The organism is Spirosoma oryzae, assembly GCF_003002825.1.
Lineage (GTDB): Bacteria > Bacteroidota > Bacteroidia > Cytophagales > Spirosomataceae > Spirosoma > Spirosoma oryzae.
The window spans coordinates 157,663-171,249 of sequence record NZ_PVTE01000006.1 but is presented as its reverse complement, the minus strand read 5'-3'; the positions used below and the strand labels follow the sequence as shown (position 1 = coordinate 171,249).

The 13,587-nt window shown below is 53.4% G+C and carries 13 protein-coding genes; 3 read left to right on the top strand and 10 right to left on the bottom strand.

What is annotated here, in order from left to right; all coding sequences use genetic code 11:
* Nucleotides 1-13: 13 nt before the first annotated feature.
* The gene (locus CLV58_RS08810) at nucleotides 14-988 is read right to left on the bottom strand and encodes a YheT family hydrolase (protein WP_106137425.1); all 975 of its coding nucleotides are present in this window, start codon (nucleotides 986-988) and stop codon (nucleotides 14-16) included.
* Nucleotides 989-1,045: 57 nt separating this feature from the next.
* On the opposite strand from CLV58_RS08810, the gene CLV58_RS08805 reads away from it, so the two are divergent.
* Entirely contained in the window at nucleotides 1,046-1,495 is a 450-nt protein-coding gene (locus CLV58_RS08805; RefSeq protein ID WP_106137424.1) for a hypothetical protein, read from the top strand.
* A gap of 24 nt (nucleotides 1,496-1,519) precedes the next feature.
* Here the strand turns inward: CLV58_RS08805 and CLV58_RS08800 are convergent, their stop codons facing one another.
* From CLV58_RS08800 to CLV58_RS08760, 9 genes are all read right to left on the bottom strand, one after another.
* On the bottom strand, nucleotides 1,520-1,786 hold the full coding sequence (locus CLV58_RS08800) for a hypothetical protein (RefSeq protein ID WP_146141395.1): 267 nt from the start codon (nucleotides 1,784-1,786) through the stop codon (nucleotides 1,520-1,522).
* A 27-nt stretch (nucleotides 1,787-1,813) separates the two neighbouring features.
* Nucleotides 1,814-2,593 (bottom strand): glycosyltransferase family 2 protein, encoded by a 780-nt coding sequence (locus CLV58_RS08795; RefSeq protein WP_106137422.1) that lies wholly within the window; start codon nucleotides 2,591-2,593, stop codon nucleotides 1,814-1,816.
* 54 nt (nucleotides 2,594-2,647) lie between these two features.
* Nucleotides 2,648-3,604: a glycosyltransferase family 2 protein gene (locus CLV58_RS08790; RefSeq protein WP_106137421.1), complete on the bottom strand. Its 957-nt coding sequence runs from the start codon at nucleotides 3,602-3,604 to the stop codon at nucleotides 2,648-2,650.
* Between the two features lie 84 nt (nucleotides 3,605-3,688).
* On the bottom strand, nucleotides 3,689-4,513 hold the full coding sequence (locus CLV58_RS08785; RefSeq protein WP_106137420.1) for a hypothetical protein: 825 nt from the start codon (nucleotides 4,511-4,513) through the stop codon (nucleotides 3,689-3,691).
* A gap of 156 nt (nucleotides 4,514-4,669) precedes the next feature.
* Entirely contained in the window at nucleotides 4,670-5,617 is a 948-nt protein-coding gene (locus tag CLV58_RS08780) for a glycoside hydrolase family protein (RefSeq protein ID WP_106137419.1), read from the bottom strand.
* A gap of 19 nt (nucleotides 5,618-5,636) precedes the next feature.
* A complete protein-coding gene (locus CLV58_RS08775; protein WP_106137418.1) occupies nucleotides 5,637-7,310 on the bottom strand; it encodes a hypothetical protein in 1,674 nt (557 codons plus the stop codon).
* 111 nt (nucleotides 7,311-7,421) lie between these two features.
* Nucleotides 7,422-8,495 (bottom strand): NAD-dependent epimerase/dehydratase family protein, encoded by a 1,074-nt coding sequence (locus CLV58_RS08770; protein ID WP_106137417.1) that lies wholly within the window; start codon nucleotides 8,493-8,495, stop codon nucleotides 7,422-7,424.
* 198 nt (nucleotides 8,496-8,693) lie between these two features.
* On the bottom strand, nucleotides 8,694-8,972 hold the full coding sequence (locus tag CLV58_RS08765) for a hypothetical protein (protein WP_106137416.1): 279 nt from the start codon (nucleotides 8,970-8,972) through the stop codon (nucleotides 8,694-8,696).
* Nucleotides 8,973-9,090: 118 nt separating this feature from the next.
* Nucleotides 9,091-10,824: a M3 family oligoendopeptidase gene (locus CLV58_RS08760; protein WP_106137415.1), complete on the bottom strand. Its 1,734-nt coding sequence runs from the start codon at nucleotides 10,822-10,824 to the stop codon at nucleotides 9,091-9,093.
* A 124-nt stretch (nucleotides 10,825-10,948) separates the two neighbouring features.
* Here CLV58_RS08760 and CLV58_RS08755 point away from each other — a divergent pair, with 124 nt between their 5' ends.
* The gene (locus tag CLV58_RS08755; protein ID WP_106137414.1) at nucleotides 10,949-11,320 is read left to right on the top strand and encodes a BlaI/MecI/CopY family transcriptional regulator; all 372 of its coding nucleotides are present in this window, start codon (nucleotides 10,949-10,951) and stop codon (nucleotides 11,318-11,320) included.
* The gene (locus CLV58_RS27995) at nucleotides 11,307-13,409 is read left to right on the top strand and encodes a M56 family metallopeptidase (protein ID WP_146141394.1); all 2,103 of its coding nucleotides are present in this window, start codon (nucleotides 11,307-11,309) and stop codon (nucleotides 13,407-13,409) included. The genes CLV58_RS08755 and CLV58_RS27995 overlap by 14 nt, the downstream gene beginning before the upstream one ends.
* The last annotated feature ends 178 nt before the right edge of the window (nucleotides 13,410-13,587 follow it).

The window sequence follows — 13,587 nt, the reverse complement described above, 5'->3', positions numbered from 1 at the left end:
ATTAGGTTGGTTACTACTGTTGGTCCAGGCTTCCCTGCGCGAAAGCAAGTGCCCGCCGTTCGGCATAGGTGTGTAGATCACGACTGACCATAAAACCGACGTGTCCACCGGATGTTGGCGTTTCCAGAAAAATCATTGGATGCGTTTCTGCCAGATCGGCCGGCGAACATTCCGGCGACAGCAACGGGTCGTTTTGCGCGTTGAGCAGTAAGACCGGGACGGGTATGGCCGGCATGAACCGTACGGCCGACGCCTGTTCGTAAAAATCATCGGCATCGCGGTAACCGTTCACTGGTGCGGAAAAGAAATTGTCGAAATCGCGCCACTGCCGCACCCGTCGTAAGTTGGCCATGTCGAGCCGTCCCGGAAACTGATTAGCCTTCTGCGCTACTTTCCGGACCAGTTTTTTCATGAACCGATTCCGGTAGAATCGATTGCCGGGCCGGTCGAGCAGACGGGCACTAGCACCCAGGTCCGTTGGCGACGAGACCGCAATACCCCGTTTGATCGATGGATGCAGCGTTGCGCCGTGGACACCCAGGTATTTAAGAATAATATTGCCACCCATGCTGTAGCCCATCAGAACAATCTCGCGATACGAATGGACGCGGAGCGCATGCTGAATTACTTCGCCCAGATCGCCGATTTCGCCGTGATTGTACAGCCGAAACGCTTTATTCATGGTACCACTGCACGAACGACAATTCCAGGCCAATACATCGTAGTTAGCCTGCGCGAACAGTTTTGCCGTTCCCATGATATATTGCCGGTGACTATCCCCTTCCAGCCCATGCGTCAGAATAAGCAGTTTGTCGTTGGCTTGCCGAAGCCAGTCCAGATCGACAAAATCATCGTCGGACAGCGTTAGTCGTTCGCGGTCGTAGGCGACGCCCTCGACCCGGCGGGTCAGGCTGGGAATGATGGTTTGTAAATGACCATTATACTGGTAGGCCGGGGCACCGGGATAGGCAGTGTGAATGACAGGCATAGGTAATGAGAACAACCCCACGACGAAAGCGGTTGTTCCGTGACAAATAATCGGTCCATGCAGGTAGGGAAACTCATTTCGATCATTATTGCCAGCACCATCAAATTCATCGGTGGACCGCTCACGGGCGCTGCACTCGGCGTACCCTGGGTACAGACGGCCCTGGGCACCGCGCTGGGCATGATGCTCAGCGTCGCCGTTGTTACGTTTGCTGGCAATGCTATTCAGGCCGTTATCGATCGGTATCGCTCACGGAAACCACGTCGGTTTACAAAGCGGACGCGTCGGGCTGTACGGATCTGGAAACGATTCGGCATGGCAGGTATCGCCTTTCTGACACCGTTAATCCTGACGCCGATCGGTGGTACGGCTATTGCCGTTTCATTTCGCGTTGGCCGGCTGCGTCTGTTGAGCCATATGCTGGTGAGTGCCGCATTCTGGGCTGTTCTGCAAACACTATTACTGTATCAGGTGCCGGGCTTACTTGGCTTTTTCAGCCACCGGTAAGGTGAGTTGATTTCCGATAGTCAACTATTGCTCTGCTACCGGTTCGTACTTCATCAGCCAGATGATGAATGAAATTCCGGTGCCGATCACTAAAGACGCGCCAATGATCAGTCCTATTTCAACCGCAATCAACGGTAACTGAAAATTACCCAATCCTCTCAACAGGATTGGTTTGCGCTCAATGGCCTTAGCCAGCATTGGCCACATCGCTACAGATAGCAGAACGGTACATCCTGCTGTGAATAAGGGCGCGTACCGACGTGTAAATGACAGTGTGGTGTGGCGAGGCATGTGCAGTATAGTTTTAGCGCGAACTTTTTACCGGCTGACAGTCGATGCCGGCGCATTGGCGGTTTTCTTGCGAAAATCGCCCTGCGAGAAGTATTTTTCGATCAGGCAGTACATCAGTATAAAGAAGTACCGGCTACCCATTTCTTTAATTTTCAGCTTCGATTCCCCGTACTTCCGATTGGTCCAGCTGTTGGGCACGACCTCATAGCTGTAGCCCCGAACAATCGCTTTCAGCGGTAGCTCGACTGTCAGGTTGAAGTGGGGCGACAGAAACGGCTTGATTCCTTCGATCGTTTCGCGCTTGTACAATTTGAACGCGTTGGTCGTGTCGTTATACCGAATACCCATAACCACCCGCACAATGAAGTTTGCGATACGGTTGATGAATTTCTTAAGCGGTGGATAATCGATCACCTGACCACCCTTTTCCCAGCGTGAACCAAAAACAGCATCGGCACCGGTCTCCACCATTTTGTCATAGTACCGCACCAGATCTTCCGGATCGTCGGACATATCAGCCATGAATACGGCGACACAGTCACCCGTGAAGCGTTCCAGTCCGTAGCGAACTGCATAGCCAAAGCCATTGGGACCGGGATTGGTAAACGGCACCAGCGTCGGGATTTCCGTAGCGGCCAACTCGGTCAGCACGCGCAACGTGCCATCTTTTGAATTGTCGTTGGTAACACAGATTTCGTGCGGAATACCGTATTTACTCAACGTCTGATACAGCGATCGCAACGTAGGTGTAATCGACTCCTCTTCGTTGTAAGCGGGAATGACGACGCTAAGCTTTAACAGGGGCATGAGTATCTTACAGACTTATTGATGACGAACATACGTATAATGTGCCGGAAATTTCTACCGGTGAGGCAATAAGCGGAGAGTGCTGTACAACCTGGCGATCGGCTTTGGCAGGAGATAACGCCAGATAACGTCCTTCGTACTCTGCCAGCCGGGCTGCGCCATGTACAGGTATTTCATCGCTAGCCGTGCCCGCCGGAAGTAACTTTTCTCGTACTGTCTGGCGTCCAGCATCATTCGATAATACCGGGCGATATTCCGGCGCAGGGTTCGATTGTACTTGAAATCAAGTTCCCGGTTGATGTCGCTGTACATCCGAATGCGATTGCGCAGAAATACTTCATCGCGCTCATTGTCGTGGAAGCTGGCTCCGGCCTGATTCTTCCGGTACACCGACATGATTTCCGGGATATACCCGATCTTACCCAGTTTTGCCTTCAGAATTAAGCGGGGAATATCGCCACTCGATGACTCACGGAACCAGGCCGGATACTCTTTGATATTGTTGCGGTACATCGTGCTCGACGTAGCCATGAACCAGATTTCATTCTCACCGATCAAATCGTCGACCGTATACGATTCTTTGATACCGGGTTCGTTCAGCACGTACGACGGCGAACCATCTTCGTACGTAATCAGTGCGTTGTGGAATACAGTCGAATAATCCGGGTGGGCATCCAGGAAATCAGCCTGCATCTGAAGCTTGTTCGGATTCGTCCAGTAGTCGTCACCGTCCATCAGCGCATAGTACTCGCCCTTCGCCAGCTTCAGGGTTTCCAGGAAGTTGATGCCTCCGTTTTTACCCATGTTGCGCGGATGCAGTACCCCGATTACCAAGCCCGGATGCTGCCGTTCGTACTCCTGAATGATCTCACGGGTACCATCGTTCGAAAAATCATCACCAACCAATATTTCAATCGGAAAATTGGTCTGCTGTGCCAACGCACTGTCGATGGCTTTTCGGATAAACTTATGCTGATTATAGGTAATAATCAGGACACTGACTTTTGGCATTGGTACGCTTGTTACAAAACGCGGTTGGCGGTCTGCTACAGCCCAGAGAGCTGCCAACAGACCGCCAACGACATTGTTTTTAGGTTACACAGCGGCTTCCGACGTAGCGGCTTTCGCATTCTGAATCTGCGTTTTCCAACCTTGTGGTTCGTCTTTCGCAGCGGGCGTTCCCCAGGGGTTGTAGAACGGCAAAATCGACACCCAGCGCCCGGCCGGATCATCCCAGCTGAATCGGTCGGCGAAACTAGATGGACTTACCCAGTGGGGCAGATCGTAGCGGAACAGGATCATATCGCCCATATCCTGGTAGCCTTCGGTTTCAACGATGTGATCGTTAATGACGTACCCCGTACCACCCGAATTGTATTCGCGACCGTACTGGTTGAGGGCCAGAATCATACCTACTTTCTGCGGGTTCAGCGGGTGCCAGTGCCGCCCGAAGAAGCTGCCGCCCAGTGGGTAGTGCGTCACCTGCGGGTGAAAGTAGGGGGCTCCTTTGTGAATGCCGAACTCTTCGTTGTTACCGGTCAGGTTGTTCCAGAAACCACGCATCGGGTTGAATACCTCCAGCAGCGTTTGCTTAAACTCGTCATCGAGGTCCAGCATGGCATCGAACGTGTGATCGTGGAACAACTGCGGAGCCTGCTGGATTTTGGCAATGTGCAGGCGTTGTTTATGCTGGTTATTATCGAACGTGTCGGGGCCTTCAGCCAGTGGCGTTTCGGCCGCCCAGGCCCGCGTTCCCTCGATTACTTTGGTGAGTTTTTCAGCGGGGATGCCCGTTTTGACGATAACGATGTTGGGCTCATTGACCAACCGCATTACCTCTTCGTATGGGATTTCCGGTACGATTACTCCGTCTTTCAGCTCGGCATCGACCTTAATAATGTATTTCGCTGCTTCTTTCATCTTATTGCTGTTTAATGATGCGGCCCCAAAGTTCCGGGTCTGTCGCCTAGCGAAAGCTGACGTAGCTCACTACCAAAATTGACCTTCCCCCCTTGAACGCGCTGACAGTGCAAAAGTAGACGTTCCTGTTAAAATGCAAACCCGCTGGCTAAGGACTTAGTTTTCTTTCGGCTGTGTAGCATAACCAAAGCCCGACGCACCGAAGCCATTACCGTTGTAGAGCATGACCCACTCTTGCTGTAGCGGGAAGATATGGCAGTAATCCATCATGAGTGAATCCCAGCCTTCTAGCGACCGCTCGATACCCGCCTGCTCGTCGTTCCGCGTCCAGTTGATCCCATCGGTCGATTCCGCATAGCCGATCCGGTAGCTACGCTGAACGTCGGTACGATAATTCGTGGCATTGCGATATGAGAAATACATTTTGTACAAATCGCCATCTTTATAAACCGTTGGCCGGCCGATAGCATCGGTAAAATCATCATATCCGACACACACGTGCCCGGTCCGCTCCCACTTGATACCGTCGGTCGATTCGGCGTACTTCACGTCGTAGAATGGCTCCGGATGGCCGTCGATTACTTCGATTTTCGTACACGACAAATACCACATCCGCCAGCGAACGCTACCGTCGGGCTGTTCTTCCCGCATTACGCAAGGCTGAGCAATCCAGACCTGGTCGTAGATCGACCGATCGAGTAACGGACCGGTGTATTTGCGCTCGAAGGTCAGGCCACCGTCGCGGCTAATGGCCAGACCGATACCCAGTCGGTAACTGGCGGTATCACTTCGGTTCCAGCCAGTATAATACAGCCAGATTTCATCGCCAACGGGCAGGAACCAGGATGGCATTGCTCCGCTATCGTCGAACATACCGACCGCCCCTTTCGTCAGGCAGGGTTTGTCGTGAACATACGTAATCCGGCTTAAGTCAGTAGGATCGAGTTCAACGAACGACGTTGCCGACGAGATGTTTTCGTCGCGGGTTGAGAAATACACGCGTAGCTTATCGCCCATCGGATAGCCAAATGGGACCTGCGCATGCGTACGACTGAACGGCATCGAGCCGTCGGGTTTGTATACGAGTCCTTTCTTAGTCCACATAGTGAAAGTGGTTCAGTAATTAGTTAGCAGTTTTTATGCCATTGCCGTGACCATCAATGGCGTTCAGGCGGTCATTCCGCACGTAGATGCGCGCATCGTTGGCCAGCCCGATAAGCGTGTAATGATCAGCGACGAACTGTCCTAACGGCTTTATCAATTCGTGGCCCTGCGTCCGACGATCGGTCATCCACAGGTTCTGACTACCGACCGCATCAACAAATACCGGCGGCACCGACCGGCGAAAATCGCTCACGTAACGTCGTTGGTAATCGGCCAGCATCGGATGGGTAAATGCACTGCGTATACTGTGGTTTTCGGCTACGCCCTGCGGCATTTTCGTCTGTACGTAATAATCGCACCGCCAGCCCCAGACAACCAGTGGTTCGCCCGCCTTTGCATAGCGTTGTACGATCTTTGATACGGCGGAAGGCTGCACAACCCAGCCCCCCTGTTGATCGGATGGGTACGGATTCAGCGCTTCGTTGCGCCGGTATTGTTGTATGATAACCGCTCCAAAAATCAGAAGGAAGAACGCCGTTGCCCCCAGTCCGACCCACCAGCCCGACGGTCCGCCTACATTCAGCCGTTGCCAGCCATAGGCGAAGCCAAACAGAATAGGCCCCGTCAGGAAATAAAGGTAGTGGACATATTCGGACCCCGTTCGGGTAATCGCTAAGAGCGTTGCAACCAGCAGCAAACCAATAAATCCGCTAACCTGCCATGCTACCCGCTCCCGCTTACCCCCCACAAGCAATCCGGCCACCCAGACGACCAGCGCGAAGTAAGCCAGCCATTCAAACTCAGTACCGCGACGCAGAAAATGTGGTAGACTAAGTAAACTAGCGAGTTGGTTAGTATTGCTGGCGTAGCGGAAGTTTCCTTCAATATAAAACCGGATGAAATCGTCGTATACACCGTTCGTCTTTGTCAACAGAATCACCGCGATTGGAAAAGCTGCCACACTTACACCCAATGCAACCAGCCGAACCGCCTTCTCACCGATTGCCAACGTGGGCCGAATCAGCACGTCGATACCGACAAACAGGCCAACTACCGCAGCCAGCGGTACAGCCTGTAGCTTACCGAACGGCACCATGCCCAGCATGAGCCCAACGGTGACCAGTATGCCAATAGACGGACGATCCTGCCTGAGCAGGCGGGCATAAAGCAGGTAGCCTGCGCTCAGAAGAACTAGCGCAATCAGTTCACTGTTGTAGTGCAGAAAATCACCGTTGCGGGTCAATCCAAGCGTGAAAATCAGCGGTAGCAAGGCCATACGAGCGGCCGGATCGCCAAACCAGCGCCGGGCGGTTTGAAACAGCAAACATAGGCAGATAGCCACCAGACAGAAGGCTGTGACGTGTGCCGTGATGTAGTCGAACGGCATCCCCAATAAGCCCGGCAGTACGAGAAAATAGCTATCTAGCGGCCCCCCCGTCGTACCATCGACCGAGCGAAAGTAAACGGGATCGTACCGTAGCGTGAGCGCCTGCGTTATCATCTGGCTTTCATCGGGATTGATCTCGTTGTTGAAGACGATACTGGGTAGCCGCAGCAAGAAAAGCAGCCCGATCGCAGCCAGCAGGTATGTCCGGTTGCTGATCGACGGTTTTATGGCTACCCATAGCAGTAACCAGCATAACGCATAAACGGGCAGCCAATACAGCGTCGGAAAGGTATCGAAGTGGGGCATTCGTTGATGTCCGGTACAAGGCCGGTAGAAAAGATAAGCCGAACGGAGCACGCGTGGGTCCGTTCGGCTTATACGTTACTGTATCAATTGGCTCACGGGTATCGCATGGATTTATTTCACCATGGCCAACCGCTCGACCATGCTGTCGTGGATCTGGGTCATAGTGCTGCGCAAATCGTACGTCCAATTCCAGTCTGGGTAATGCGCCTTGAATTTGGTCAGGTCCGAGATGTACCAGATATGGTCACCACTACGGTTGGTCTCCGAGTACTGGTAGTTCATTTTATTGCCCGAGATCTCCTCGCACAGCGCTATTCCTTCCAGCATCGAACAGTTGGCATACCGGCCACCACCCGCGTTATAAACCTCGCCGGGACGGGGATTCTGGTAGAAATGCCAGAACATATTGACCAGGTCCCAGCTGTGAATGTTATCACGCACCTGCTTACCCTTGTAGCCGAAGATAGTGTACTGCGTACCAGTGATGGCGCACTTCATCAGATAACTCAGGAAGCCGTGTAACTGCGCCCCTGAGTGATTGGGACCCGTCAGACAGCCGCCCCGGAAGACACCCGTGTTCATGCCGAAATACCGACCGTACTCCTGCACCATAATGTCGGCCGCTACCTTGCTGGCCCCGAAGACTGAGTGCTTGGTATGGTCCAGACTCATGAATTCGTCGATACCGTTCTCGTAGTACGGATGGTTGGTATCGATCTCCCAGCGTGTTTCGGTCTCGATCAGCGGCAGGAAGTTGGGGTTGTCGCCGTAGACTTTGTTCGTAGAGGTAAAAATGAATACGGCCTGTGGAGCGTGTAGCCGGGTCATCTCCAGCATGTTGAGCGTACCCACCGCATTGACCCCAAAATCGGTGAAGGGTTCGCGGGCCGCCCAGTCGTGCGAGGGCTGAGCCGCCGTGTGTAGTACCAGCTTGATATCAGAACCGTATTTCTGGAAGATGGGCTCAAGCTGACTGACCTCGCGGATGTCGGCGGTATGGTGTTCGTAAGTGGCATAGTGACTGGCCAGCCGGTCCTGATTCCACTGGGTAGAGGCTTCAGGGCCGAAGAAGTACTGGCGCATGTTGTTGTCGATGCCGATGATGAGGTCGAACTTATCGGCGAAGAAGGCGACAGCTTCACTGCCGATTAACCCACCGGAGCCGGTAACTAATGCAATATTCATATCGTCTGTGCAGTTTTAAGCGGCTTTCGTACTTGAAAAGTGCTATAAAGCCACTGACTTTAAGCGGACAAAGTAACGTAAAAAATAGCAGTCGGTTTGTATCGACGCTAAAAAGCGAGGTACCGGTTAAATTAACCGATACCTCGCTTTTTGTTCTTTCTATTAACTACCTATCCCGTAGGATAGCAAGTACAGCAGTTAAACGCCCTGATCGCTCGTTCCCGCACCAAACAGTTTCTCACGGATCTTTTGCGTCCGTCCGTCCAGTGCTGGGTTTGGGGTGTATTTGTAACGCGATTGTACCGCAGCCGAATCTTTGCCAAGTCCGTACACTTCAGGATCACCGGCCTTGTACGTTTTGCTGTAATCACCGGCGCGATAGTCGGCCTGCCGAATCGTGTTGTATTTCTGATAATCACAGGACGCCAGCGACAGTACCGCTCCGACCAGTAAACCAGCACCAAATATGCGTTTCATAGTCACTTGATTGCGAATTGATTTGGCAAAATTACGTAATAGACGGAAGCCATCGGCGCATCGCCCCATTTTTCTTTATCAACGGCAGCTGCCCAACCCGGCATTCCGCAGTTCAGCACTACAACTGTTCGATTTCCGACCAGACGAAGCGTATTAGTTCGTTGATGTGATCGGCCGAAAAATCGAAGGGCACATTGGCCGCTTCGTAAATAGACCGGATCGGCGCTTTGTATCCCAGACTCAACGCCCGCTTGTACCCGTCCAGACCAGCCTGCGGATCAAGGCGGTAGTTACGCCACACGCCGATAGCCCCCAGCTGCGCGATACCGTATTCGATGTAATAAAACGGAACCTCGTACAGGTGTAACTGCCGCTGCCACCAGTATTCTTTGTAGTACGCAAAACCACTCCAGTCGGTTACGCCATCGGCAAACTCGTCGTAAATACGTACCCAGTTCTCCCGTCGTTCATCAATCGTATGGCCGGGGTTCTCGTATACCCAGTGCTGAAACTTGTCGATGGTCGCCACCCAGGGCAGGGTTTCAATGATTGATTCCAGATGTTGCCGTTTGGCCCGGCGTAGGTCTTCCGGATTGTCGAAAAATACGTCCCAGTGATCCATCGATAGCAGCTCCATACTCATGGAGGCCAGTTCAGCTACTTCCATCGGCGGGTTGCGGAACGCTTTCAGCGGTAGTTCCCGGGTGAGAAACGAATGCACCGCATGTCCGCCTTCGTGTACCATCGTGACCAGATCGCGCAGCGTTGACGTGGCATTCATAAAAATGAAGGGAACGCCAATTTCTTCCAGTGGATAATTGTAACCGCCCGGTGCCTTTCCTTTCCGCGACTCCAGATCGAGGTGACCCAGTTCGCGCATGATGCGCAAATCGTCGCCCAATTCCCGGTCGAGTCGGTCGAAGCAGGCGATGGTCCTGTCGATCAGTTCATCACTCGTGGCAAATGGTTTCAGCGGGGGCTTACCATCCTTATCCACTTTACTGTCCCACGGACGCAGTACCGACAGGTGTGGGTCTGTTTTGGCAAGTTTCTGCTTCCGGTCGAGGGCCAGCTGCGTCAACAGGGGGACTACGGCTTTCGCTACGGAATCATGAAATGCGAAACAATCCTGGGGGCTGTAATCGAACCGACCCAGCGCGGCAAACATATAGTCGCGGAAATTGGCGAAATCCGCGTTGAGCGCGATTTGGTGGCGCAGATCACGCAGTCGATCGAACAATTCATCCAGCACAGCGTGATCTTCGTACCGTCGCTGCGCAATTTTCCGCCAGGCTTCTTCCCGAACAGCTCGTTCAGTCGACTCCAGCCGATCGCTAGCCTGGGGAAGCGTCAGTTCCTGCCCGTTGATGCTGACCATCATGGCCCCGGCAATAGCACCGTATTTCCGTTCCTCGGCCTGCAGTTCGGTTTGCAGCGGTACGTTCTCGTCCCGAAAAATGGCAATCGCCTGCTGCATGCCCCGAACCATAATGTCGTAGCCTTCATCCGTAAGTTGACTCAGGTACGGGCTAGTGACGGCCTTTTGATCGAGGTCGTTGCCATAAACGGCCACGGCAGGCTGAATTTCCGCAATGAACTGATTGAGCCGTTCAACCAGATCCGGATTGGCTGTGTCGCAGGTCATGCGAATGTACCGCCAGGCAAAGTCTTCCGATACATACGATTCCAGTTCGCTCCGATCGAATAACCACCGCTTTAACTCATCAGCATCGTTGATCGGACGATCGCGAAGCGCGTCGAAATACGGTTTTACATCGGCCCATTCGCGCAATTCCAGCGACTCGTCAATAAACCGTCGCTCGGGGCGGGTGGGGATACGTAATTGTTCCATAAAAGGTAAAGTGATGCGTCTAACCTATGCATAAAAGAAGCCACCAGCAAACTTTTTTGTTCAGCACTTGCATCTACGAAAAGCATCGTATATGTTTACTACGAAATCATTCGTAGATAGAATTATGAAGCCAACCGATGCCGAACTGGAAATACTGCACGTACTATGGGCAAGCGGGCCAAGCACGGTCCGGCAGGTTCACGAACAGCTCAGCCAACACCGGGAGATAGGGTATACAACCGCACTCAAGCTGATGCAGATCATGTATGAGAAAGGGCTGCTTTCCCGCGACGATTCAAGTAAAACGCACACCTACACGGCGGCCGTCAGCGAGGAGGATACGCAACGGGGACTGGTCAGCCGGTTTGTCGAAACGGCCTTTCGCGGCTCAGCATCGCGGCTGGTTATGCAGGTGCTGGGGCAGCACAAAGCATCGCGTGAAGAACTGGATGAGATCAAACGTCTTTTAAACCAACTTGACCATGATAACGATTGAGTTTCTCGACAGTCCGGTAGCCCGCGCACTGGGCTGGACGCTCCTGCACGCACTCTGGCAGGGTTTTGCTCTGGTCTTACCAACGGCCATCCTGCTGCATTTGCTTCGGCATCGATCGAGTTTGCTGCGCTACCGAATCGGCACACTTACGCTATTCGCGCAACTGCTGGTGTCGGCAGCTACGTTTGTTCGGTATTATCAGCCAAGCCGTATCGCCACGACGGTAGCAGCCCTACCCCTCCGTTGGTCGATCAGCGCCCGGCCCCTCCCCTGGCCACAACAGGCGCTGCTTTTTCTGGAAGCACACCTGAGCGATTTTGTCTGCTTGTACCTGATTGGCGTAGCGCTGTTTGGTGTACGTCTGGCCGGTGGCTGGCTGCATCTGCGTCAACTACGTCGTTCAGCAATTGGGTCGCCCCTGCCGATCGAACAGGCCATGATCGACCGGTTACGGGCGGTACTAAACCTTCGGACAGTAGTGCGGGTACGGAAATCGGCGCGGGTCACCGGTCCGATGGTTATCGGTGTGCTGAAACCCATGTTACTGCTCCCCGCCGGACTGGCAACGGGACTAAGTCCCCGCGAGTTGGAAGCCGTACTGGCGCACGAACTGGCCCACGTCAAACGCAACGATTACGCCGTCAACCTGCTGCAATCGGTGGTCGAAATACTATACTTCTTCCACCCTGCTCTGTGGTGGTTATCGGCGCGGGTTCGGGAAGAGCGTGAACATTGTTGCGACGATATGGCCGTACAGGTTTGTGGCGACAATGGCCGTGCGCTGGCAAATGCACTGGCCCGCATCGAAGAACGGCGGCTGGAGCAGGTAGGTACCCCCGCGCTGGCCATGGCCTTTGCAGGACGGCGACAGTTACTACTGCACCGGGTTCAGCGGGTACTGGGCCTGTCGACTCGCTCGATGGTATCGAACCGCAGTCTGGCCGGGTTGACGCTGGCGACGCTGTTTTTGGTCAGCGCATCGGTATACGCCATTCAGCGGCAGGATAAACCACAGCCGCCAAAACCGAACGTCACTGTCAACACAAAAATTGACGCACCGAAACAAGCCATAGAAGCGGTTTCTCCGGCCGTATCTGTAGCTGCTGCGTCGCCTGAAATTCGCTTATCGCCGGATACCGTTCCAACAGTCGCTTCGTATAACCCAGCAGAAAAGCCTATTGTGGAAGTACACGATTCCGTGAAGGTGGGCAACGAATGGATCACTATTCGGACCGTAGATGGTTCAAAAAGTGCCTTGCAGGATACATCCCAGCTACAGCGGGCGCAGCGTCAGCTTGAGCAACTCAGTAATGAACTGACCCGGATCATGGCGGAACGCCAACCGGCGATTGATCGGCTAAGCAAAGAGATGGAGAACCTGGCGCTGAAAAACACGAGCAATCAGAAACACGTACAGGCTTTACAGGAGCAGCAGACCAAACTGGTTGCGCAACAGTCGCTACTGGTTACGAAGCAGATGAAACTCGCCCGTCAGCTAAAGCCCTTACAGGCTGACATTGATCGCCTGTCAGCCCAAAACTCGAAAGAAGCCAAATCGCTACTAGCGCAAAAGCTCCGGCAACAGGAGCAGCTTGAAAGGCAAATGGATGCACTAGGAACCCAAATGGGTGACCTGGGCGGTCAAATGGGTGATTTAGGTGGGCAGATGGCGGACCAAATCGCTCCCTATCAGCAACGTATGGAGATTCTCGCCGATTCGATAAATAAGTTGGTGGAACCCACGTATGCTTACACGGAGAAAATAGGCGAACTGTCGGGTATAATCGCGGAAAATATTAACCAACAAGCTGAAAAGGCGATGGAGATGGCGAATGAGGCACTCTACTTGAACAAGCCACGTGCTATAACAAGCAAGCCAGTTCGTCGTTCGGCAAAAAAATACCGTGTCGTTGATGGCGTTGTTGTTCCCGGTGCACCTGCTCCACCAGCCATCGAGCCACGTCCGATGAGACCGGCACGGCCAGCAACACCGGCTATCGAGGCACATCCGGCAGCACCCGCCCGACCAGCAACACCACCCAAGGCGATAAAGGGGAAAGCGGTTATACCAACTCCGCCAAAACAGTAGAGACGCAATACTTTGCGTCTCATTCACCGGATGGTTTTATCGACGCAACCATACAGTTAACAATCATAGCGCGAACCGGCCTTTGCGGCTCAGCACGCGCCAGCTAATCTACCCAGTAAGAGAACGCTTGCCGGATAAATGACCTGCCGGATAAAATGAGACGCGAAGGATCGTCGCA